Origin of the sequence: Streptomyces sp. NPDC048018, from assembly GCF_043202995.1 — a bacterium.
GTDB lineage: Bacteria > Actinomycetota > Actinomycetes > Streptomycetales > Streptomycetaceae > Streptomyces.
On sequence record NZ_JBIDBK010000012.1, the window covers coordinates 111,604 to 132,165 of the forward strand.

The 20,562-nt window shown below is 74.2% G+C and carries 21 protein-coding genes; 10 read left to right on the forward strand and 11 right to left on the reverse strand.

The features are described 5' to 3' along the window. Window positions 1–9: 9 nt before the first annotated feature. The 3 genes from ACGF1Z_RS32495 to ACGF1Z_RS32505 all read right to left on the reverse strand — a co-directional run bounded on the left by ACGF1Z_RS32495 (window position 10) and on the right by ACGF1Z_RS32505 (window position 2,655). Window positions 10–999 carry a DMT family transporter gene (locus tag ACGF1Z_RS32495; protein WP_393009657.1) on the reverse strand — a complete coding sequence of 330 codons (990 nt, stop codon included), beginning with the start codon at window positions 997–999 and terminating at the stop codon, window positions 10–12. Between the two features lie 59 nt (window positions 1,000–1,058). After that, on the reverse strand, window positions 1,059–1,754 hold the full coding sequence (locus ACGF1Z_RS32500) for an ArsR/SmtB family transcription factor (RefSeq protein WP_393009659.1): 696 nt from the start codon (window positions 1,752–1,754) through the stop codon (window positions 1,059–1,061). A gap of 238 nt (window positions 1,755–1,992) precedes the next feature. Next, entirely contained in the window at window positions 1,993–2,655 is a 663-nt protein-coding gene (locus tag ACGF1Z_RS32505) for a TetR/AcrR family transcriptional regulator (RefSeq protein ID WP_393009661.1), read from the reverse strand. 37 nt (window positions 2,656–2,692) lie between these two features. Here ACGF1Z_RS32505 and ACGF1Z_RS32510 point away from each other — a divergent pair, with 37 nt between their 5' ends. The 3 genes from ACGF1Z_RS32510 to ACGF1Z_RS32520 all read left to right on the forward strand — a co-directional run bounded on the left by ACGF1Z_RS32510 (window position 2,693) and on the right by ACGF1Z_RS32520 (window position 5,097). Beyond that, window positions 2,693–3,868, forward strand: a complete 1,176-nt coding sequence (locus ACGF1Z_RS32510; protein WP_393009663.1) for an acyl-CoA dehydrogenase family protein — start codon at window positions 2,693–2,695, stop codon at window positions 3,866–3,868. A 70-nt stretch (window positions 3,869–3,938) separates the two neighbouring features. After that, complete coding sequence (locus ACGF1Z_RS32515; protein ID WP_393009665.1) at window positions 3,939–4,226, forward strand: YiaA/YiaB family inner membrane protein; 288 nt, start codon at window positions 3,939–3,941, stop codon at window positions 4,224–4,226. A gap of 244 nt (window positions 4,227–4,470) precedes the next feature. After that, on the forward strand, window positions 4,471–5,097 hold the full coding sequence (locus ACGF1Z_RS32520; RefSeq protein ID WP_393009667.1) for a TetR/AcrR family transcriptional regulator: 627 nt from the start codon (window positions 4,471–4,473) through the stop codon (window positions 5,095–5,097). On the opposite strand, the gene ACGF1Z_RS32525 is transcribed toward ACGF1Z_RS32520, so the two are convergent. Then, on the reverse strand, window positions 5,088–5,549 hold the full coding sequence (locus ACGF1Z_RS32525; protein WP_393009785.1) for a MaoC family dehydratase: 462 nt from the start codon (window positions 5,547–5,549) through the stop codon (window positions 5,088–5,090). The two genes, ACGF1Z_RS32520 and ACGF1Z_RS32525, sit on opposite strands and share 10 nt — an antisense overlap. 117 nt (window positions 5,550–5,666) lie before the next feature. On the opposite strand from ACGF1Z_RS32525, the gene soxR reads away from it, so the two are divergent. Beyond that, a complete protein-coding gene (soxR, locus tag ACGF1Z_RS32530) occupies window positions 5,667–6,131 on the forward strand; it encodes a redox-sensitive transcriptional activator SoxR (protein WP_393009669.1) in 465 nt (154 codons plus the stop codon). Window positions 6,132–6,244: 113 nt separating this feature from the next. Here the strand turns inward: soxR and ACGF1Z_RS32535 are convergent, their stop codons facing one another. Next, window positions 6,245–7,318, reverse strand: a complete 1,074-nt coding sequence (locus tag ACGF1Z_RS32535; RefSeq protein WP_393009671.1) for an RNA ligase (ATP) — start codon at window positions 7,316–7,318, stop codon at window positions 6,245–6,247. Between the two features lie 155 nt (window positions 7,319–7,473). On the opposite strand from ACGF1Z_RS32535, the gene ACGF1Z_RS32540 reads away from it, so the two are divergent. Next, entirely contained in the window at window positions 7,474–8,217 is a 744-nt protein-coding gene (locus ACGF1Z_RS32540; RefSeq protein WP_393009673.1) for a hypothetical protein, read from the forward strand. Here ACGF1Z_RS32540 and ACGF1Z_RS32545 read toward each other — a convergent pair. Together ACGF1Z_RS32545 and ACGF1Z_RS32550 are read right to left on the reverse strand one after the other, a co-directional pair. Beyond that, the gene (locus tag ACGF1Z_RS32545; protein WP_393009674.1) at window positions 8,163–8,876 is read right to left on the reverse strand and encodes a 3-keto-5-aminohexanoate cleavage protein; all 714 of its coding nucleotides are present in this window, start codon (window positions 8,874–8,876) and stop codon (window positions 8,163–8,165) included. The genes ACGF1Z_RS32540 and ACGF1Z_RS32545 overlap by 55 nt on opposite strands. Continuing rightward, the gene (locus ACGF1Z_RS32550) at window positions 8,876–9,487 is read right to left on the reverse strand and encodes a hypothetical protein (RefSeq protein ID WP_393009676.1); all 612 of its coding nucleotides are present in this window, start codon (window positions 9,485–9,487) and stop codon (window positions 8,876–8,878) included. The genes ACGF1Z_RS32545 and ACGF1Z_RS32550 overlap by 1 nt, the downstream gene beginning before the upstream one ends. Before the next feature lie 112 nt (window positions 9,488–9,599). Between ACGF1Z_RS32550 and ACGF1Z_RS32555 the strand changes: the two genes are divergently transcribed. Further along, a complete protein-coding gene (locus ACGF1Z_RS32555; RefSeq protein WP_393009678.1) occupies window positions 9,600–10,241 on the forward strand; it encodes a hypothetical protein in 642 nt (213 codons plus the stop codon). A gap of 43 nt (window positions 10,242–10,284) precedes the next feature. Here the strand turns inward: ACGF1Z_RS32555 and ACGF1Z_RS32560 are convergent, their stop codons facing one another. Both ACGF1Z_RS32560 and ACGF1Z_RS32565 read right to left on the reverse strand, forming a co-directional pair. Next, window positions 10,285–11,499, reverse strand: a complete 1,215-nt coding sequence (locus tag ACGF1Z_RS32560) for a serine-threonine protein kinase (protein WP_393009679.1) — start codon at window positions 11,497–11,499, stop codon at window positions 10,285–10,287. 372 nt (window positions 11,500–11,871) lie between these two features. Continuing rightward, window positions 11,872–13,125, reverse strand: a complete 1,254-nt coding sequence (locus ACGF1Z_RS32565; RefSeq protein ID WP_393009681.1) for an exo-beta-N-acetylmuramidase NamZ domain-containing protein — start codon at window positions 13,123–13,125, stop codon at window positions 11,872–11,874. A gap of 162 nt (window positions 13,126–13,287) precedes the next feature. On the opposite strand from ACGF1Z_RS32565, the gene ACGF1Z_RS32570 reads away from it, so the two are divergent. The 3 genes from ACGF1Z_RS32570 to ACGF1Z_RS32580 are packed head-to-tail and all read left to right on the forward strand — an operon-like array spanning window position 13,288 to window position 16,492. Then, window positions 13,288–14,052 carry an SDR family oxidoreductase gene (locus ACGF1Z_RS32570; protein ID WP_393009683.1) on the forward strand — a complete coding sequence of 255 codons (765 nt, stop codon included), beginning with the start codon at window positions 13,288–13,290 and terminating at the stop codon, window positions 14,050–14,052. Further along, window positions 14,049–15,866: a class I adenylate-forming enzyme family protein gene (locus tag ACGF1Z_RS32575; protein WP_393009685.1), complete on the forward strand. Its 1,818-nt coding sequence runs from the start codon at window positions 14,049–14,051 to the stop codon at window positions 15,864–15,866. The genes ACGF1Z_RS32570 and ACGF1Z_RS32575 overlap by 4 nt, the downstream gene beginning before the upstream one ends. A gap of 32 nt (window positions 15,867–15,898) precedes the next feature. Beyond that, a complete protein-coding gene (locus tag ACGF1Z_RS32580; RefSeq protein ID WP_393009687.1) occupies window positions 15,899–16,492 on the forward strand; it encodes a TetR/AcrR family transcriptional regulator in 594 nt (197 codons plus the stop codon). Between the two features lie 262 nt (window positions 16,493–16,754). Here ACGF1Z_RS32580 and ACGF1Z_RS32585 read toward each other — a convergent pair whose 3' ends face one another. After that, a complete protein-coding gene (locus tag ACGF1Z_RS32585; RefSeq protein ID WP_393009689.1) occupies window positions 16,755–17,969 on the reverse strand; it encodes an acyl-CoA dehydrogenase family protein in 1,215 nt (404 codons plus the stop codon). Between the two features lie 6 nt (window positions 17,970–17,975). Beyond that, window positions 17,976–19,013, reverse strand: coding sequence for a phosphotransferase family protein (locus tag ACGF1Z_RS32590; RefSeq protein ID WP_393009691.1), 1,038 nt, complete (start codon window positions 19,011–19,013; stop codon window positions 17,976–17,978). Between the two features lie 226 nt (window positions 19,014–19,239). Here ACGF1Z_RS32590 and ACGF1Z_RS32595 point away from each other — a divergent pair, with 226 nt between their 5' ends. Next, a complete protein-coding gene (locus ACGF1Z_RS32595; RefSeq protein WP_393009693.1) occupies window positions 19,240–20,523 on the forward strand; it encodes an enolase C-terminal domain-like protein in 1,284 nt (427 codons plus the stop codon). Window positions 20,524–20,562 lie beyond the last annotated feature (39 nt).

Below are 20,562 nucleotides of genomic sequence, written 5' to 3' on the forward strand. Positions count from 1 at the left end.
CGCCGGACGTCAGGCCGACTCCCTCGAACCGGCCTGACCGGCCTGAGTCGCCTGGGCGGCCTGGGCCGTCCCGGCGGACCCGTCGGCCCCCGCGGACCCGGCCGAGACGGCCACGGTGCGCCCCGGCCGGGAGCGCGACACCGCCACGCCCGCCAGGCACAGCGCACCGCCGCCGAGCGTGAGCAGCGCAGGGAGCTCACCGAGCAGCACCCAGGCCATCAGGACGACCAGCGCGGGCACGGCGTAGGTCGTCGCGCCCATCCGCCCCGCCGTCGTACGGGCCAGGGCGTAGGCCCAGGTGGTGAAGGCGAGGGCGGTCGGGAAGACGCCGAGATAGAGCATGTTGAGGGTCGCCGACAGCGGGGCCTCGGCCGCCTCGTGGACGAGTTGCCCGGCGAAGGGAAGGCAGGCCACCGCGCCGACCAGACAGCCGAAGGTGGTCACCTGCAGTGCGCTGCCGTGCGCGAGCGCGGGCTTCTGCGCGACGACCCCGCCCGCGTACGCCATCGCCGCGACGAGGCAGAGCACGACGCCGAGGACGGAGGCGTGGCTCTCGCCGGAACCGCTCGACATCGAGAGCCCGACGGCCACCGCGCCGGCGAAGGAGACGCCCATGCCGGCGAGCAGCCGGGGCGGCAGGTTCTCGCCGAGCACCTTCGCCCCCAGCAGGGCGATCATGATCGGTCCGATGTTCACGACCATCGCGGCCGTGCCCGCGTCGACCTCCTGCTCGCCCCAGTTGAGCACCACCATGTAGACGCCGAACCAGAGGAGTCCGGACACGACGATGCCCTTCCAGGCGGCGCGCGGCGGCAGGCCCTCACGCCGTACCAGCAGGACGATCCCGAGGACGAGGGAGCCGGCGAGGAGCCGGCCGAGGGCCAGGGCGCCGGGCGAGTAGGCGGCGCCCGCGCTGCGGATGGAGACGAAGGCGGAGGCCCACAGGACGACGGTGACGCCCGCGGCGGCGAGGGCGAGACGGGAGGTTCGGTTCGGCATGGGACGACCGTAGGGCGCGGACCGTTCGGCGGGCACCGCAATATCGCGCGCGGGGCGGCTCATCGCAGCGCCGCCGGCTCGACGCCGAGGGTGGTGTGCAGGGCCCGCTCGCCGTCCGCGGTCACCTTCACGGCGCGTTCGGACCCGATCCGTACGCACCACCCGGCGTCCATCGCGTGCCGGCACAGGGCCGCGCCGGCCAGCCCGGCGAGGTGCGGCCTGCGCTCGGTCCAGTCCAGGCAGCCGCGAGCGACGGGCCGCCGCCCCGTGGCCACGAGGGGGATGCCCTGCTCCTCGAACCAGGCCAGGCCGCCGTCGGTGAGTGCGAAGCCGGTGTCCTGGCGCAGCAGTCCGCGTACGGTCATCGCCTCCGTGATGGCGATCCCGAGCCGCCCGGCGAGGTGGTCGTAGCAGGTCCGGCCGCGCGCCATGGCGTGCCCGGCGCTCGCGGCCCGCAGGGTGCGCGGCGTCTCCGGCACGGCCGGCCCGGAGCGCGCGGCGAGGTCCTCGACGAGGTGGGCCACGCCGGGATCGGCGAGGCGCACGTAACGGTGCCGGCCCTGCCGCTCCTCGGCGAGCACCCCGCCCGCGACGAGCTTCCCGAGGTGTTCGCTGGCGGTCGAGGGCGCCACCCGCGCGTGCCGGGCCAGCTCGCCCGCCGCCCAGGCCCGCCCGTCGAGCAGGGCGAGCAGGAAGGCGGCGCGGGTCTCGTCGGCGAAGAGGGCGGCGAGGGAGGCGAGGTCTTTGGGGGCCATTCCCCCAGGATGCCGCAGCGACCCTTCGGCGCAGGCCGAAGCTTTCCGCGGCTCCGGCCGCTCCGCCGGTGGCGTGCCCGGCCGCTCTCCGACGCCCCGGGTTCCGCACCCGGCCGTTCTCCGCGGCCCCGGGTTACGTACCCGGCCGCTCTCCGCGCCCCGGGTTCCGTTACCCGGGGGCGTCGCCGGGCGTCCGGGCACCCGGCCGGGCGTCCGGTCCCGCCCCGTCCCGCCCGTCCTACGCGTCCGGCCGCGTCCCGCACGCCGCGTACTGCGTCGCCAGGCCGTCGAGCAGGGCCCGCAGGCCGGTCGTGAAGGCGCCCTCGTCGACCTTCTCGCGGTGCTCGGCGAGCAGGTGGGCCTGGCCGAGGTGCGGGTAGTCGGCGGGGTCGTACGCCGTCTCGTCGTCGACGAAGCCGCGGGCGAAGGAGCCGAGCGCGGACCCGGTGACGAAGTACCGCATCAGCGCGCCGATGTACGTGGCCTGGGCCGGTGGCCAGCCCGCGCGGACCATCGCGCCGAAGACCGCGTCGGCGACCTTGAGGCCCGCCGGGCGGCGGCCCGGGCCCTGGGCGAGAACGGGAACGACGTTCGGGTGGTCGGCGAGCGCGGCGCGGTAGGAGACCGCCCAGTCGTGCAGCGCCGTGCGCCAGTCCCGGGGGTCGTCCGGCGTGAACATCGACAGGTCGACCTTCGCGCTGACCGCGTCCGCCACGGCGTCCAGGATCTCGTCCTTGGTGCGGAAGTGGTTGTAGAGGGAGGGGCCGCTCACGCCCAGTTCGGCCGCGAGCCGCCGGGTCGACAGGGCGTCGAGCCCCTCGGCGTCCACGAGCGCGCCCGCCGTCTCGACGATGCGGTCTCGGCTGAGGAGGGGCTTGCGCGGTCGGGCCATGGCGCACATAGTAGGCGTGGCCAGAAAAACTAGCAGTGGTAATTAAATGGGACCGGGACGAGGTGGCGCGGTGAATCTGGAGCTCAGCGAGGAGCAGCAGGCCGTACGGGAGCTCGCCGAGGACTTCGTCGCCCGCGAGGTCGCCCCGCATGTCGTCGAGTGGGACCGCGCCGAGGACGTCGACCGCGCGATCGTGAAGAAGCTCGGCGCCGTCGGCTTCCTCGGCCTGACGATCCCCGAGGAGTACGGCGGCTCCGGCGGCGACCACCTCTCCTACTGCCTCGTCACCGAGGAGCTGGGCCGCGGTGACTCCTCGGTCCGCGGCATCGTCTCCGTCTCGCTCGGCCTGGTCGCCAAGACCATCGCCTCCTGGGGGGACGAGGAGCAGAAGCGGACCTGGCTGCCCCGGCTCGCCTCCGGCGACGCCCTCGGCTGCTTCGGCCTCACCGAGCCGGGGACCGGCTCCGACGCCGGGAACCTGTCCACCCGCGCGGTCCGGGACGGCGACGCGTACGTGATCGACGGCAGCAAGATGTTCATCACCAACGGCACCTGGGCCGACGTGGTGCTGCTGTTCGCCCGCACCAACGACACCCCTGGCCACAGGGGCGTCTCCGCCTTCCTCGTCCCCACCGACACCCCCGGCCTCAGCCGTCGCGCCATCCACGGCAAGCTCGGTCTGCGCGGCCAGGCCACCGCCGAACTCGTCCTCCAGGACGTCCGCGTCCCGGCGAGCGCGATGCTCGGCCCGGAGGGCAAGGGCTTCTCCCTCGCCATGTCCGCCCTGGCCAAGGGGCGCATGTCGGTCGCGGCCGGCTGCGTCGGCATCGCCCAGGCCGCCCTCGACGCGGCGGTGCGCTACGCGGGGGAGCGCGAGCAGTTCGGCAAACCGATCGCCTCCTATCAGCTGGTCCAGGAGCTCATCAGCGACATCGCCGTCGACGTGGACGCGGCCCGGCTGCTGACCTGGCGGGTCGCCGACCTGATCGACCGCGGTGAGGAGTTCGCCACGGCCGCGTCGAAGGCCAAGCTGTACGCCTCCGAGGCCGCCGTCCGCTCGGCGAACAACGCCCTCCAGGTCTTCGGCGGCTACGGCTACATCGACGAGTACCCGGTCGGCAAGCTGCTCCGGGACGCCCGGGTGATGACCCTCTACGAGGGCACCAGCCAGATCCAGAAGCTCATCATCGGGCGGGCGCTGACGGGCGTCTCGGCCTTCTGAGTACCCGCCGCACGCCCCTGAGTACCCGGGCGGATGCGGCCGCTGCCGGCGCCGCCCGATGCTGTCCGTCATGAGCGACACACCGGTCAAGCAGCAGAACACAGCCGCCTACTACGCGCAGGCCGTCATCTCCTTCGGCCTCGCGCTCCTCGCCGTCGGCATCGGCGTGTACAAGCTGGACGCGAGCGCCTGGGTGCGCGCCTTCCTCGCCATCTCCGTCCTCTACCTCACCACGTCCGCCTTCACCCTCTCCAAGGTCGTCCGCGACCGGCAGGAGGCGGGGCAGATCGTCAGCCGGGTCGACCAGGCCCGCCTGGAGAAGCTGCTCGCCGAGCACGACCCGTTCCAGAACCACTGACCCCGGACGCCCGGACCCCGGACGCCCGGACCCACCGGCGCCCGGCGCCGGCGGCTCCCCACCCGGGGCCCGCGCCGGAAGCGGCGCCGCGGGCCCCGCGCCGGGGGTCCGGCACCGGAGGGCCGGCACCCGAGCCCCGACGGCGGAAGCCCGGTACCGGAATCCGTGCCGCCGCGAGACCCTAAGCGCTTGCTCAGCTTCGTTGTATGGTGTTCGTCCTGGGACGGCCGAGAAGGAGAGTGCGATGAGCGCGGCGGAGGAGACCCCCGGCGGCGAGGAGATGCCGTGGGGCGAGGTCACGCCCGAGGCCGCCCGGCGCCTGCTGGTCGCGGCGGTCGAGGCGTTCGCCGAGCGCGGCTACCACGCCACCACGACCCGGGACATCGCGGGACGGGCCGGCATGAGCCCGGCCGCGCTCTACATCCACTACAAGACCAAGGAAGAGCTGCTCCACCGGATCAGCCGGATCGGCCACGACAAGGCGCTGGAGATCCTGCGGGCGGCCGCCGACGGCGACGGTACGGCCGCCGAGCGGCTCGCCGACGCCGTACGGTCCTTCGTCCGCTGGCACGCCGAGCGGCACACCACCGCCCGGGTCGTGCAGTACGAACTCGACGCCCTCGGTCCCGAGCACCGTGACGAGATCGTGGCGCTGCGCCGCGAGTCCGACGCCACCGTGCGGCGGATCATCGAAGAGGGCGTGGAGTCAGGGGAGTTCGACGTCCCCGATGTGGCCGGCACGACGGTCGCGGTGCTGTCCCTCTGCATCGACGTCTCGCGCTGGTTCAACACCCAGGGCCGCCGGACGCCCGACGAGGTCGGCGCGCTGTACGCCGACCTCGTCCTGCGGATGGCGGGCGTTCAGAAGTAGTACCGGGAGACCGACTCGGCGACGCACACCGGCTTGTCGCCGCCCTCGCACTCCACGGTCACCGTCGCGGTGACCTGCACCCCGCCGCCGGCCTCCGTCACCTCGGTCAGGACGGCGGTGGCGCGCAGCCGCGAGCCGACCGGCACGGGGGCGGGGAAGCGGACCTTGTTGGTGCCGTAGTTGATGCCCATCTTCATGCCCTCGACGCGCAGGATCTGCGGGACGAAGGTCGGCAGCAGCGACAGCGTGAGGTAGCCGTGCGCGATGGTCTTCCCGAACGGGCCGGTCGCGGCGCGCTCCGGGTCGACGTGAATCCACTGGTGATCCCCCGTGGCCTCGGCGAACTGGTCGATCCGCTTCTGCTCGATCTCCAGCCACTCGCTGTGTCCCAGCTGCTCACCGACCCCGGCGCGCAGCTCCTCGGCGGAGGTGAAGATCCTCGGCTCGGCCATGTTCCTCGTCCCGTCTCTCGGCAGTCTCACAGGTGATGTCTAAGCGCTTGCTCAGGATGTGTGGGAAGGGCTCGCCTTGTCAACGGAACCGTACGGTCCTGACGTAGGGTCGACCGGGTGCCGCAGATTCCCGAGAAGATCCACGAGCTCACCGTCGGCCAGCTCTCCGCGCGCAGCGGGGCGGCCGTCTCGGCCCTCCACTTCTACGAGTCGAAGGGCCTGATCAGCAGCCGGCGCACCAGCGGCAACCAGCGCCGCTACGGCCGCGACATCCTGCGCCGGGTCGCCTTCATCCGCGCCGCCCAGCGGGTCGGCATCCCCCTCGCCACCGTCCGCGCCGCCCTCGCGCAGCTGCCCGAGGAGCGCACGCCCACGCACGAGGACTGGGCCCGGCTCTCGGCGACCTGGCGGACGGAACTCGACGAGCGGATCGAGCAGCTCGGCCGGCTGCGCGACCACCTGAGCGACTGCATCGGCTGCGGCTGCCTGTCGCTGGAGAACTGCGTCCTCTCCAACCCCGACGACGTCTTCGGCGAGCGCCTGACCGGCTCGCGCCTGCTGCCCGAGGGCAAGCAGGACTGAGGGGGCGGCGGGCCGCCGCGCTGCGTGCGGGAGCGTGCGGGCAGGGCCGGGGCAGCGGAACGGGGGCCCACCACCCCCGTGGGTGGGCCCCCGTCCGGTTCAGGGCACGGGCGTCACTCGTACTCGGTGCCGCCCTTGCGGGTCAGATAGGCCGGGCTGACCGCCTTCGCCATCGCGCGCCCGCCGACGACCGGGCTGTAGCGCTCGGTCACCGCACGCACCACGACGCCCTCGCGCAGATGCAGCTCACGTCCGGACACCGTCTCCCGGCCGCTCGCCAGCGCCAGGACGGTGTCCAGGTCGTACGGTCCGGTGTGCAGGCGCGGTACGAGCGGCAGCTCGCCCGGCGCGAGCACCTCGGCCGGGTCCAGCCAGCGGACCTGCCCGTCGATCTCGGCGGACACGTCGAACACCGCGAACCCGATTCCGTCCTCGGCGCGGGCGTTCGCCCCGTACGCCAGATCCTGCACGCCCGCCCCGTAGACCTCGCCGAACAGGCCGACCCGGGTCGCCCCCAGCCGCTCGGCGAGCCGGGCCGCGACGGCGGGCACGCCGTGGCCGTGGACGGCCCGCCAGTAGAGATTGCGCGGGTCCTCCTTCAGCGCGAGCCCCTTGGCGCCGAAGCCCTTGGAGGACACCAGGGTCCGGCCCTCCGCGGCGAGATGCGTCACGAGGCAGGCCGTGCCGTGCAGCTTCTCCGTGAGGACCACCGGCTCGCCCGGCTCGAAGACGTCCGGGAAACGGTGCAGGTTCTCGACCTCCACCCACGGCAGCAGCTCCGGCGCCGCCTCCACGTCCCCGCTCATGGCCGGCGGGATCGGCGGCGCCCACTTCGTGATCCCGAGCAGCTCCGCGAAGTCCGTCCCGTCCTTCGCCGCCCGCGCGAGATCCACTCCGTCGAGCGCCTTCGGCAGGCACACCAGCCCCTGCGACAACTCCCCGCGCAGCCGCACCGCCTTGACCCGGTCGCTCGCCTTCCCGGCGAGCCGCCCGGTGAGCCCCAGCTCGTCGACGAGCGCCGTCGGCAGCACCGCCTGCTCCGGGATGTAGAGCGCGATGTCCCCCGTCCGGTAGAGGCCCTTGGCGACGACGGCCCGGAACAGGCCGACCTGCGCGAGTTCCAGCGCGTCGGCGTTCGGATGGGCGTGGACGGTCAGGGTCTCGGCGGTGACGCGCAGCGTCGACATGTCAGAACTCCGGTCGTTCCAGGGGTTTCCCGTGTGTGGTCATCGCCGCCTACTCTGCCGACCCCGAATTCCCCTGGGCGAACGAATTGCCGGCTGATAGCGTCGATCTCTTCGCCGGGCGACGCCCCGCGCGGAGTCCCGTCAGGAACGCCTCCGTGACCGACAAGCGCGCTCCCCTGTCCCCGCCCCTCGCCGCCGCCCTGCGCCGCGTCGAACAGGTCTTCCGGGGAATGACCGCGAGCTCCCGGGGCTGCCTCCACTGCTTCGGGGCCGGGGAACTGGCACTCCTCGCGGCGCCCGGGACGCGTCTCGACGACGACCTGCTGATCAGGTTCTTCCACAAGGTCCCCGACCACTTCGAGGATCATCCGGCCGTGGTGCGACGCCTGTTGCCGCAGTTCCTCGCGTACGCGGCGAGCGGGGAATTCACCGGGGCGGGATTCGCGCCGACCGGCCTCGGCCGCACCGCCTGGCAGGAGTGGCCGCGCGAGCAGGCCGAGGCGATCGACGCCTTCCTCTCCGTCTGGTGGGCGGAGACGCTGGCCGTGCCCGGCCCCGTCCCCGGCGTGCAGGCGGTCTTCGAGCTCTGCCACGACATGCGCCGGTCCGTCACGCCCCTGCTCGACCACTGGGCGGGCCGAGACGCCGGAGGCGCGGCGGAACGGCATCTGGCCACGTGGGTGGGGCAGTGGAACGAGGACCTGCTCCGTGACGACGCGTCATCGCTCTCCTGGTGGGCTCCCGATCCGACGGAAGAGCTCCAGACCTGGCTCGTCCGGCACGCCGCCCACCTCGACCGGAGAGTCCCGCTGCTCGCGCTGCCGCCCGAGGCGCGGTGGGTCGCCTACGCCGAGATGGTCGCGGAGGGCGTGCCCTTCACGGCGGCCGACACCAGCTGAGCGTTCGAGCCCGCCGGGGTCCCGTCCGGGAGCACGGTCGTGTCCTCCAGGCCGGTGCGTGCGCCGAGGCCGAGCCGGCGGGCGAGCCGGAAGAGCGGCCAGGCCGCGGCGTCGCGGCCGTACAGCAGGACCGGGCGGGTGTGCGGCGAGCGGGCGAGGGTCGCGAGGAGGGCGAGGGCCGCCTCCTCCGACGCGGCCTCGGCGAGGACGCGCGGCACCCGCGGTGCCAGGGACGAGCGCAGGAAACGGGCCGGGCCGTCGGTGCCCTGGCGCAGGACCGCGTCGACGGCGACACCCCGGTCGATCAGGGCCCCCGCGAGGGCCTCGGCACCCGGTTCGTGCCAGGCGACCGTGGCGCGGTCCGGCGGCACCGTCCAGGAGCGCACCCGGGCGAGCCGGCGGACCGGGTCGGGCTCCGCCGACGCGCCGGTGGTCACACCGACGGGCACCGTCACCGCGGCACGGAGCGCGGCGAGCGTGTCGGCGAGCACCCGCGGCGAGAGCGTGTCGCCGCCACAGCGGGTCCGGGGGTGGACGTGCACCTCGTCCGCGCCCGCGGCCACCGCCGCCGCGGCCGCCTCGGCCATCGCGACCGGGGACATCGGCACCGACGCCGTACCGCCGGGCCCACGGCTCCCGTTGAGACACACCTGGAGCATCAGGCCACCGACGCCAGCCGCGGTGCGTCCTCACCGCGCGTCCGGGCGAGCGCCCGGGGCGTCAGCACGGCCCGGGGTATCAGCACCCCGCAGTCCGCGCACACCGGCCCGTACCACGGCTCGTTCCGCAGTCCGGCCCGCCATTCGATGTGCGGCCCCGAGCACACCGGGCACCGCTCGCCCGGGCCGCGCCGCAGCGCGTCCACGAGCCGGCCCACGACCTCCGGCAGCGGCGCCGACGGATGGTGGGCGGGGTCGTCGCACCGGGCCACCCCGTTGCCGCCCCATATCCTGCGGTGCCACTCGTCGAGCGCGCCCGGCCGGCGCAGACCCCCGTGTTTCTCGCGCCGCCGCCGCTCGGCGAACTCGCTCTCGTACGTGAGCCACACGGCCCGCGCCGCCTCCAGCTCGTCGAGCGCCGCCACGAGCCGTCTCGGGTCGGCTTCCCGGTCCTCGGGCCCGAAACCGTGCCTCCGGCACAGATGGTCCCAGGTCGCCCTGTGCCCGTACGGAGCGAACCGCTCCAGGCACTTGCGCAGCGAGTAGCGCCGCAGCGCCGTGTCGCTCCCAGGATCTCGGACCTGTCTCGCAAGACTCCGGAACCCGGCCATCGTCTGCCACCTCCGTCGCTAGCACCGGCGATATGAGATGGACGAACGAGCACGCCGTCCTGTTCCATCGAATTGGCGATGGCAGCCATCAGACGGGTCCGGGGGAGGCGCGGTGCGGGAGGCGAAGCGGGGACTCGCGGAGAATCCGGCCCTGCCGCCGTCCCTGTTCGAACGCCTCGTCGCGGACCGGGACGAGGAACTGCCGCACCGGCTCGCGGCCCGTGCGGATCTGACGCCCGCCCAGGTCACAAGCCTGCTGGACGCCGGTGACGACGAGGTCACCCGGTACCTCGTACGGAGCGGTCGGGTGGCCGCCGCCGACCTCGCGGACGCCCCCGCGGCGCTTCCGCTCGACGCCGTCATCGGCGGCGTCGCCCGGCCGGCCGTCTGGTGGGAGGCCGCCCTCGATCCCGATCCGGAGGTGCGGGGCGAGGTCGCCCACGAGCCGGAGGCGCCGGCCGACGTCATGGCCGCCCTCGCCCGCGACCCGGATCCGGCGGTCGTCGCGAGCGCCGCCGCGAACCCCCGGCTCCCGCCCGCCCTGCTCGCCGAGCTCGCCCGCCACCCCAGTACCGCCGTACGGGAGAACGTCGCCGCCCACACGAGTGCGCCGCCCGCGCTGCTCGCCGCCCTGCTCGCCGACGGCGGACGGCCGCTGCCGACCCGCTGCGGCTCCTGGAGGGGCTGCTCGGTGACGCCGATCCGGCGGTCGCGGAAGCCGCCGGGGCGAATCCGGCGCTGCCCGTGGCGCTGATGGAGCGGCTGGTGGCGCACGCCTGCCGTTGAGGCGGGCGGTCTCACCTCCCGAAGCGGCCCGCCCGTGCCACCACGCGGGCCAGCTCCTCGTGGCATATGTCGCTGTGTTCGGACACCACCGGGGCCGCGTCCACGCTGACGCATCCCGTGGCCGGGAGGCCGTCGCGCAGGGCCGCGGCCAGGGTGCGGGTGGTGGTGCCCGGGACGGCCTGGATGCCGTCGAAGCCGATCGCCCACCAGCGGCGGTCCTCCTCGCCGAGGACCGACCGGTCGTCGCGGGACAGGCGCGAGGCCAGCGGGTAGAAGACGCGCAGCGCCGTGTCGTGGTGCGAGTGGCAGGCCACCAGAGGCCCGTCGACGCGCGACTGGAGGTCCCGCAGGGAGCCGCCCCGGTCCTGTGCGTGCGGCAGGCGGGCGGCGAAGGCGTAGTGGGAGAAGGCGCCCTGGAGGAGCGTCACCGACTTCACGTTGCGCGCCCCGGCGGGCAGACCGCGCAGGGCGTGGGCGACGAGCCGGCCGCCGAAGCTGTGCCCGACGAGATGGACGCGCAACCCCGGCGCCACAGCGCCCAGTTCACCCAGCAGGGGGCCCAGGCCGCGCTCGCCGACCACACCGGCCCGGCGCTTCATCGTGTAGTACGTGGCCTGGCGCAGCGCCTCCCGCGCACCCTTCCACAGGTGCTTCGCCCGGTCGACGCCGAAGAGGGGTTCCCCCGCCGGCGCGTCGGAGGTGTCCCGCCCGCCCGCCGTGGCCTGCGGCGCGTCGGCGAACATCCCGTACACCGCCCGCGGATCACCGACCAGGAAGCCCGGCGCCCCGGTGGACACCAGGCCTTCCCGGTCGAGGTCCGTCAGCTCCCGCAGCAGTGCGGCGAACTCGGCGAACGCGGCCTCCTCCGGCGGCTCCTCCGCGACCAGCTCCGCGAGCCGTCCTATCGCGGCCGTCCGCTCCGGCAGGACCGCGGCCAGGGCGGGGAAGTCGGGGACCGGCTCGTCGGAGAACATCATCGAGGGCCACACCAGGCCCGCGTAGCCCAGGCGCACGCCCGGGTCGGTCACCCCGGGGAAGGGCCGGAAGAAGCGGTCGAAGAGGCCGGTCGCGACCGACGGCGAGTTGTTCCAGCCGTGCGTGAAGAGCAGCAGGTCCGTGCAGCCCCGCCGGGCCAGGGCCGCCAGCGCGCCCGCCTGGCCGGCCGGCCCGTCGCCGTCCTTGTCGAACGCCACCTCGTCGTACGGCTCGACACTCGTCACCGTCATGGCCCCGTCCCTCCGCGTCGAAGGCGCGCCGCCGCCCGGGCGTCACCCGACTTTCTTCCCGTGCGGAGGGACGGCCAGTCGTCGGCGCGGCAGTCGCGCCGCCGGGACGACCGGGAAGTGGACGACCGCGTCGCACGAGGTGCCGCGCCTCGGTCAACGGGCCCGTGGTGATGCCGAGTTCACGGGCGGGGGCGTCCCCGGCGCCTCGCCCGCGACCGCGGCGACCGCCGGAAGGCCCACGCACAGAAGGGCCGGCGGTGCGGCGAGGGGCGGCGGCGGGGTCGTAGGGAAGTGTTCACGGACTCGGCCGCCGTGCCCGGGGGCGGACGGGGACATCCCGCCCGCCCCCGGAAGCGCACGGGGGACAGCCCCTCAGTGGTAGATCAGGTACTCCCGGCGCACCGCCCGGAACGCCGCCAGGTCAGCTTCCCAGGCGCCCGCCACCTCGTCCGCCGGCGCACCCGCGTCGATCATCGTGCGCACCCGCGTCGAGCCGGTCAGCCGGTCGATCCACTGGTCCGCCCGCCACGCGAAGCCGCTCCAGGTGCGCCGGGCGGTGACCAGGAGCGCGATCCCGGTCCGTACCGGATCGAAGACCTCCCGGTCGTGCACCATCAGCTGCACCCCGCCGACCGTCCTGCCCTGGAACTTGGAGAAGGTCGGTGCGAAGTACGCCTCCCGGAAGCGGACGCCGGGCAGGCCGACCGCGTTCGCGGCCTCTGCCCACCGCCCGTCGATCCCCTCCGCGCCGAGCAGTTCGAAGGGGCGGGTGGTGCCGCGTCCCTCGGAGAGGTTGGTGCCCTCGAAGAGGCAGGTGCCGGAGTAGACGAGCGCGGTGTCGGCCGTCGGCATGTTGGGGCTGGGCGGCACCCACGGCAGCCCGGTCGCGTCGAAGAAGTCGCCCCGCCGCCAGCCGCTCACCGCCACCGTCTCCAGCGGTACCGGCCGCTCCAGGAACTCGCCGTTGAACAGCCGCGCGAGCTCCGCCACGGTCATCCCGTGCGCCTGCGCGATCGGCTCGCGGCCCACGAAGGTCGCGAACGCCCGGTCCAGGACCGGCCCCAGCGCGGCCCGTCCGGTCACCGGGTTCGGCCGGTCCAGGACGACGAACCGCTTGCCCGCGAGCGCGGCCGCCGCCATGCAGTCGTAGAGCGTCCAGATGTACGTGTAGAAGCGGGCGCCGACGTCCTGGATGTCGAAGACGACGGTGTCCACGCCCGAGGCCGTGAACACGTCCGCGAGCGGCTGACCGCTCTTCAGGTACGTGTCGTAGACGGGCAGTCCGGTCGCCGGGTCGTCGTAGCGGCCCTCCGAGCCGCCCGCCTGGGCGGTGCCGCGGAAGCCGTGCTCGGGGCCGAAGACGGCCACCAGGTCCACCCGGTCGTCGGCGTGCATGACGTCGACGACGTGCCGGGCCTCGGCCGTGATCCCCGTCGGGTTGGTGACCACGCCGACCCGCTGACCGGCGAGCGCGGCGTATCCGCCGGCGGCCAGCCGTTCGAAGCCCGTGCGCACGCGCCGGCCCCGGCCGGCCGGCGCGTCGGCGGCCGCGGGAGCGGCTCCCGCGGCCGACCCCGCCGCCAGTGCGCCGCCCGCGGCCAGCAGGCCCCGTCTGGACAGGCTCATGGAAACCTCCTTGATCGCCTTCCCTGACATGGCCACGCACGCTAGCGCCCACCACGGCCGCGCGGAACGAGGCGTGCGGGAGGAGCCTTGCCGCCGACCCCTTCCCCCGCTCCATACCGACTGGTTAGTCTGCTCGTAGATCCGCAACGGAAGGTGGGCCGCATGAGCACGGTGCAGGGCGCGGGAGTCGTCGTCACGGGAGCGGGAGGCGGCATCGGCGCCGCGCTCGCCCGCCGGTTCGCCGCCGAGGGGGCCCGCGTCGTCGTCAACGACCTCGACCCCGACCGCACCAAGGCCGTCGCCGAGGAGATCGGCGGCCTCGCCGTGCCCGGTGACGCCTCCGCGGTCGTCGAGGAGGCCCGTGCCGCGCTCGGCGGCACCGTGGACGTCTGGTGCGCCAACGCCGGACTCCCCTCGCCCGGTGACGCGTTCGCCCACGAGGAGGTCTGGGCCGCCGCCTGGGACGTCAACGTGATGGCCCACGTCCGGGCAGCCCGCGCCCTGCTGCCCGACTGGCTGGAACGCGGCAGCGGCCGCTTCGTCTCCACCGTCTCGGCCGCCGGACTGCTCACCATGGTCGGCGCGGCCCCGTACAGCGTCTCCAAGCACGGCGCCTACGCCTTCGCCGAATGGCTCTCGCTCACCTACCGCCACCGGGGCCTCAAGGTCCACGCCATCTGCCCGCAGGGCGTGCGCACCGACATGCTGACCGCCTCCGGATCGGCCGGCGAGCTCGTGCTCGCCCCCACCGCGATCGAGCCCGAGACCGTCGCGGACGCGCTCCTCGACGCCATCGACGCCGACCGCTTCCTCGTCCTGCCGCACCCCGAGGTCGCCGGCTACTACCGGGCGAGGGCCACCGATCCCGAGCGGTGGATCGGAAACATGAACCACATCCAGCAGAAGTGGGAAGGGGCGGGCGCATGACCCAGGACACGCAGGGAGCACGCGAGGGCCAGGCGGCGGCGCCCTCGGAGGCCTCGGCCCCGGCCCCGGCCCCGGCCTCGGGCCCGGCCCCGGCCGCCGGCGCCCCCGCCCCGGCCCCGGCCCCCGCTCCGGGAACGGCCTCGGCCCCGGCCGCCGGCGGCCCGGCCCGCACGGACTCGGTCTACGCCGCCAAGCCCTGGCTCGGCCTGCTCACCGACGCCCAGCGCGCCCCCGTCACCCCGCCGCCCACCGCCCTGCACGCCTTCCGGGCCGCCGTCGCCCGCACCCCCGACCACCCGGCGCTCGTCTACTTCGACGGGCGGCTGTCCTACCGCGAGACCGACGCCCTCTCCGACTCCGTCGCCGGACACCTCGCCGCCCGCGGCGTGGAGCGCGGCGACCGGGTCGCGGTCATGCTCCAGAACAGCCCGCACTTCGTCCTCGCCCTGCTCGGCGCCTGGAAGGCGGGCGCGACCGTCGTCCCGCTCAACCCCATGTACAAGGCCGGCGAGGTCGCCCACGCGCTGCGCGACTCCGGCGCCCGCGCCGTGATCTGTTCCGACCGCGCCTGGGACGGCTACGTCCGCGACACCGCCGCCGAGACCGGGGTGGACGTCGCCCTCACCGCCGACGAGCGCCAGCTGCAGACCCGGGACGACGCCCGCGTCCTCGGCTTCGCTCCGGTCCCCACCGAGGTCGACGACCTCCTCGCGGCCGCCCGCGCCGGGCACCCGGCCCCCGAAGGGCGCGAGCTCGGCACCGACGACGTCGCGCTGATCAGCTACACGTCGGGCACCAGCGGCACCCCCAAGGGCGCGCTCAATCTGCACCGGGGCATCGTGCACAACGCCGAACGCCAGCGCGTCGGCCACCCGATCCCCCCGGGCGGCGTCTACTTCGTGCTCGCGCCGCTCTTCCACATCACCGGACTCGTCTGCGAACTCGCCACCTCCTTCGCCAACGGCGGCACCCTCGCCCTCGCCTACCGCTTCGAGCCGGGGGTCGTCCTCGACGCCTTCCTGGAGCACCGGCCCGCCTACACCGTGGGCCCCTCCACCGCCTTCATGGCGCTCGCCGCGCACCCGGCCGCCACCCCGGACCACTTCTCGTCCTTCCTCGTGATCTCCTCCGGCGGCGCCCCGGTGCCCCCCGCCCTGGTCGAGAAGTTCCGCGCGGGCTTCGGCCCGTACCTGCACAACGGCTACGGCCTCACCGAGTGCACCGCTCCCTGCGCCGCCGTACCGCCCCAGCGCGAGGCGCCCGTCGACCCCGCCTCCGGCACCCTCTCGGTCGGCGTCCCCGGCCCCGACGGCCTCGTCCGCATCGTCGACGAGGACGGCGCCGACGTCCCCTTCGGCACCCACGGCGAGATCGCCGTCAGCGGCCCCCAGGTCGTGCCCGGCTACTGGCGGCTGCCCGAGGCCACCGCCGCCGCCTTCCCCGGCGGCGAGCTGCGCACCGGAGACATCGGATTCATGGACGAGGACGGCTGGCTCTACGTCGTCGACCGCAAGAAGGACATGATCAACGCATCCGGCTTCAAGGTCTGGCCGCGCGAGGTCGAGGACGTCCTCTACACCCACCCGGCCGTGCGCGAGGCCGCCGTCGTCGGCATCCCCGACGCCTACCGCGGCGAGACCGTCAAGGCGTACGTGAGCCTCCGTCCCGGTGCCGAGGCGGACGGGGCCGAACTCTCCGCCTACTGCGAGCAGCGGCTCGCCGCGTACAAGTATCCGCGCGAGGTCGAGATCCTGCCGGAGCTCCCCAAGACGACAAGTGGGAAGATCCTCAGGCGGGACCTCCGTTCCCGGTAGTGAGCACGAGATCAAGGAAAGGCGGCGCAGCAATGGCCAGGACGACCGACGGGAACGGCGCCCCCGTCCCCCAGAGACTCCTCGCCGCCGCCACCCGGCTCTTCGCGGAGCAGGGCTACGACCGGACCTCCGTTCAGGAGATCGTCGAGGCGGCGGGCGTCACCAAGGGCGCGCTCTATCACTACTTCGGCTCCAAGGAGGACCTGCTCCAGGAGGTCTACGCCCGGGTGCTGCGGCTCCAGCAGGAGCGGCTGGACGCCTTCGCCGGCTCCGGGGCGCCCATCCAGGAGCGCCTGCGGGGCGCCGCCGCCGACGTGGTCGTCACCACCATCGAGAACCTCGACGACGCGTCGATCTTCTTCCGCTCGATGCACCACCTCAGCCCGGAGAAGAACAAGCAGGTACGGGTCGAGCGCAGGCGTTACCACGAGCGCTTCCGCGCCCTGATCGAGGAGGGGCAGCAGGCGGGGGTCTTCTCGACCGCGACCCCCGCCGACCTGGTCGTCGACTACCACTTCGGCTCGGTCCACCACCTGTCCACCTGGTACCGCCCCGACGGCCCGCTGACCCCCCAGCAGGTCGCCGACCACCTGGCCGACCTGCTGCTGCGTGCCCTGCGCCCGTGACCGCGCGGCCGCGACGGTGCACGCGGGCATGAGCGGTCAGGCGGCCGCATGACCGTGACCACGCGGCCGTGACCGGCGCGGTCACGGTGGTCACGCGACCGTGACCACGCGGCCACGGGCCGGGTGGGGCGGCGGAGCCGGACCGCGGGCTCGTGGCGGTCGGCGTGGCCGCCCGCGACCACGCCGCCGAACCGGCCCCCGCGTCCGGGGAGTCACACGGCACCGCACCGCCCCGACGCCCCCGTCACCGGTCCGGGGCCGGCTACAGGTACTTCTTGAACTCCCGCCGGGCCAGCGACCGCTGGTGCACCTCGTCCGGACCGTCCGCCAGCTTCAGCGTGCGGGCCGCGGCCCACAGTTCGGCGAGGGGGAAGTCCTGCGAGACGCCGCCCGCGCCGTGCACCTGGACGGCCTTGTCGATGATGTCGACGACCGCGCGCGGAGTGGCGATCTTGATGGCCTGGATCTCGGTGTGGGCGCCCCGGTTGCCGACGGTGTCCATCAGCCAGGCCGTCTTCAGGACGAGCAGCCGCAGCTGTTCGATCGTCACCCGGGCGTCCGCGACCCAGTTCTGCACGACACCCTGCTGGGCGAGGGCCTTGCCGAAGGCGGTACGGGACACCGCGCGCCGGCACATCAGCTCCACGGCCCGCTCGGCCATGCCGATCAGGCGCATGCAGTGGTGGATGCGGCCCGGGCCGAGGCGGGCCTGGGCGATGGCGAAGCCGCCGCCCTCCTCGCCGATCAGATGGCCGGCCGGCACCCGGACGCCGTCGAAGACCACCTCGGCGTGGCCGCCGTGGGAGTGGTCCTCGAAGCCGTACACCCGCATCGCGCGTCGCACCTCGAGACCGGGGGTGTCGCGGGGGACCAGGATCATCGACTGCTGGCGGCGCGGGTCGGCGCCGTCGGGGTCGGTCTTGCCCATGACGATGAAGATCCCGCAGTCGGGGTTCATCGCCCCGGAGATGTACCACTTGCGCCCGTCGATGACGTACGAGTCGCCGTCCCGCCGGATCCGGGTCTCGATGTTCGTCGCGTCGGACGAGGCGACCTCGGGCTCGGTCATCGCGAAGGCCGAGCGCATCTCGCCCGCGAGCAGCGGCTCCAGCCACTGCTTCTTCTGCGCCTCGTCGCCGAACTGCGCGAGCATCTCCATGTTCCCGGTGTCGGGAGCCGCGCAGTTGAGGGCCGTGGGCGCCAGGTGCGGGCTGCGGCCGGTGATCTCGGCGAGCGGCGCGTACTGGAGGTTGGTGAGCCCGGCCCCGTACTCCTCGTCCGGCAGGAAGAGGTTCCACAGGCCCTGGCGGCGGGCTTCGGCCTTGAGCTCCTCGACCACCGGCGGGGTGTCCCACGGGGAGGCGAGCCCGGCCCGCTGCTCCTCGGCGACGGCCTCGGCCGGGTACACGTGCTCGTCCATGAAGGCGAGGAGCCTCGCCCGGAGTTCCTCGGTGCGGGCGTCGTACGCGAAGTGCATGGCGGATCAGCCTTCCTGGAGGGTCGTGAGGCCGTGGTCGATGAACACCGGGACGAGTGCCCCGATCCGGTCGAAGCCGGCGCCGACCGTCTGGCCGAGGGTGTAGCGGTAGTGGATGCCCTCGAGGATCACGGCGAGCTTGAACCAGGCGAAGGCCGTGTACCAGGCGAGGGCGCCGGTGTCACGGCCGGAGCGGGCGGCGTAGCGCTCGATCAGCTCCGCGCTGCTCGGGTGTCCGGCGGCCGTGGCGGTCGTGGAGACGGGGGAGTCCGGCAGGTCGAGCGGCGTGCTGTACATCACGAGCAGGCCGAGGTCGGTGAGCGGGTCGCCGAGGGTCGACATCTCCCAGTCGAGTACCGCCATGATGCGGTCGTCCGTGCCGATCAGGACGTTGTCGAGGCGGTAGTCGCCGTGCACGACGGTGGCCGCGGGGGAGCCCGGCAGGCTGCGGCCGAGGGCGGCGTGCAACTCGTCGATGCCGGGGAGTTCGCGGCCCCGGGAGGCGGCGAGCTGCTTGCCCCAGCGGCGCAGCTGCCGGTCGAGGAAGCCCTCGGGCCGTCCGAAGTCGGCGAGCCCGACGGCGGCCGGATCCACGGAATGCAGGTCGACGAGGGTGTCGACCAGCCCGAGGACGGCCGCGCGGGTGCGCTCCGGGCCGAGCGGGGCGAGCTCGGCGGCGGACCGGTACGGGGTGCCCTCGACGAACTCCATGACGTAGAACGGCGCTCCGAGCACCGACTCGTCCTCGCACAGCGTGACCACCCCGGGCACGGGCACGGGGGTGGCGTGCAGGGCGCTGATCACCCGGTGCTCCCGCTTCATGTCGTGTGCGGTGGCGAGGACGTGGCCGAGCGGCGGACGGCGGACGACCCACCGGCGGGTGCCGTCGGTCACGGCGTACGTGAGGTTCGAGCGGCCGCCTTCGATCAGCCGCGCCTCCAGCGGGCCGGTGACCAGACCGGGGCGCTCCCGGTCCAGGTGACCGCGCAGCCGTTCGAGGTCGAGGCCGGGGGGCGGGGGAGCGGGCTGCGAGGGCGAACTCATGCGGGCATACCTCCGGGGTCGGCGTCGTGCTCATCATGACCGACCAGTCGGTATGTCGTCCAGAGGTGCCGCTGTGAAGCCGGCCGGGCACGTACGGGACCCGCGCCCGGGCCGCGCGCCGACTCCCGGGAAGCGCGGATCCGCGGCCGGCCCCGCCGCTCCGGGGCGCGGGGCGCCCCATGCGCGCCTCCGGGGCTCCGTCCTGCGTCCTGAATAGGGTTCACATGTGGATTCAGCGCTGTGCATCGACCATGTCCGGCTGACCCCCGTCCTCGTCGCCGACCCGCCCCTCCTCAACACCCAGGGCGTCCACCAGCCCTTCACTCCCCGTCTCGTCCTGGAGGTGGTCACCGCAGGTGGGGTCACCGGACTCGGCGAGACCTACGGCGACACGGCCTATCTGGACCTGGCCCGCCCGCTGGCGGAGGCGCTGCCCGGCCGATCGGTCACGGATGTGAACGGCCTGTTCGCGCTGGCCGCCGAGGTCTGTCCCCCGGCCGGCCCGGGGGACGTGGACGGGCGGGTGGAGGCCGGCGGACTGCGCGGCGTCCGGACGGCCGGGAAACTGCGGCTCTCCGTCGTCTCCGCCGTCGAGACCGCCTGCCTGGACGCCCTCGGCAAGACCCTCGGCCTGCCCGTGCACGCCCTGCTCGGCGGCAGGGTGCGCGCCGAGGTCGAGTACGGCGCCTACCTCTTCCACAAGTGGGCCGCCCACCCCGGCGGCGCCCCCGACGCGTGGGGCGAGGCCCTCGATCCGGCCGGAGTCGTCGAGCAGGCCCGCCGCTTCGACCGCGGCTACGGCTTCCCCTCCTTCAAGCTCAAGGGCGGGGTCTTCGCGCCCGAGCAGGAGACCGCGACGGTCCGCGCCCTCGCCCAGGAGTTCCCCGGCCGCCCGCTGCGCCTCGACCCCAACGGCGCCTGGTCCGTGGAGACCGCCCTCGAGGTCGCCCGCGAGCTCGGCGACGTGCTCGAGTACCTGGAGGACCCGGTGACCGGCACGGCGGCGATGGCCGAGACGGCCGCCCGGACGGACGTGCCGCTCGCCACCAACATGTGCGTCACGACCTTCGAGGAGGTCCCCGGGGCCTTCGCGCGCGGGGCCGTACGGATCGTGCTCGGCGACCACCACTACTGGGGCGGCCTGCACCGCACCCGCGAGCTCGCCGCGCTCTGCCGCACGTACGGTGTCGGGCTGTCCCTGCACTCCAACACGCACCTGGGCATCAGCCTCGCCGCCATGACCCAGGTCGCCGCCACCCTGCCCCGCCTCGACCACGCCTGCGACACCCACTACCCGTGGCTCACCGAGGACGTCGTCACCACCCGCCCGCACTTCCGGGCCGGCCGCCTCGCCGTCTCCGACGCGCCCGGTCTCGGGATCGCACTCGACCACGACCGTCTCGCGGACCTGCACCGCCGCTGGCTGGACGACGACGGCACGCTGCGCGACCGCGACGACGCGGCGGCGATGCGTGCGGCGTCCCCGCAATGGCGTCCCGCCCGCTGGTAGCACGCCACCCCGTCGTCCGGCCGCCGCCGCGCCGCGGCG

Bases quoted from the DNA above. Each gene is read 5' to 3' on its own strand.
- ACGF1Z_RS32505 (WP_393009661.1), bottom strand. From the start codon at position 2,655: ATGTGCGCCATGGCCCGACCGCGCAAGCCCCTCCTCAGCCGAGACCGC.
- ACGF1Z_RS32565 (WP_393009681.1), bottom strand. From the start codon at position 13,125: ATGAGCCTGTCCAGACGGGGCCTGCTGGCCGCGGGCGGCGCACTGGCG.
- ACGF1Z_RS32495 (WP_393009657.1), bottom strand. From the start codon at position 999: ATGCCGAACCGAACCTCCCGTCTCGCCCTCGCCGCCGCGGGCGTCACC.
- ACGF1Z_RS32570 (WP_393009683.1), top strand. From the start codon at position 13,288: ATGAGCACGGTGCAGGGCGCGGGAGTCGTCGTCACGGGAGCGGGAGGC.
- ACGF1Z_RS32500 (WP_393009659.1), bottom strand. From the start codon at position 1,754: ATGGCCCCCAAAGACCTCGCCTCCCTCGCCGCCCTCTTCGCCGACGAG.
- ACGF1Z_RS32550 (WP_393009676.1), bottom strand. From the start codon at position 9,487: ATGGCCGGGTTCCGGAGTCTTGCGAGACAGGTCCGAGATCCTGGGAGC.
- ACGF1Z_RS32575 (WP_393009685.1), top strand. From the start codon at position 14,049: ATGACCCAGGACACGCAGGGAGCACGCGAGGGCCAGGCGGCGGCGCCC.
- ACGF1Z_RS32535 (WP_393009671.1), bottom strand. From the start codon at position 7,318: ATGTCGACGCTGCGCGTCACCGCCGAGACCCTGACCGTCCACGCCCAT.
- ACGF1Z_RS32545 (WP_393009674.1), bottom strand. From the start codon at position 8,876: ATGCTCCAGGTGTGTCTCAACGGGAGCCGTGGGCCCGGCGGTACGGCG.
- ACGF1Z_RS32590 (WP_393009691.1), bottom strand. From the start codon at position 19,013: ATGAGTTCGCCCTCGCAGCCCGCTCCCCCGCCCCCCGGCCTCGACCTC.
- ACGF1Z_RS32560 (WP_393009679.1), bottom strand. From the start codon at position 11,499: ATGACGGTGACGAGTGTCGAGCCGTACGACGAGGTGGCGTTCGACAAG.
- ACGF1Z_RS32585 (WP_393009689.1), bottom strand. From the start codon at position 17,969: ATGCACTTCGCGTACGACGCCCGCACCGAGGAACTCCGGGCGAGGCTC.
- ACGF1Z_RS32510 (WP_393009663.1), top strand. From the start codon at position 2,693: ATGGGACCGGGACGAGGTGGCGCGGTGAATCTGGAGCTCAGCGAGGAG.
- ACGF1Z_RS32525 (WP_393009785.1), bottom strand. From the start codon at position 5,549: ATGGCCGAGCCGAGGATCTTCACCTCCGCCGAGGAGCTGCGCGCCGGG.
- ACGF1Z_RS32520 (WP_393009667.1), top strand. From the start codon at position 4,471: ATGAGCGCGGCGGAGGAGACCCCCGGCGGCGAGGAGATGCCGTGGGGC.
- ACGF1Z_RS32580 (WP_393009687.1), top strand. From the start codon at position 15,899: ATGGCCAGGACGACCGACGGGAACGGCGCCCCCGTCCCCCAGAGACTC.
- ACGF1Z_RS32515 (WP_393009665.1), top strand. From the start codon at position 3,939: ATGAGCGACACACCGGTCAAGCAGCAGAACACAGCCGCCTACTACGCG.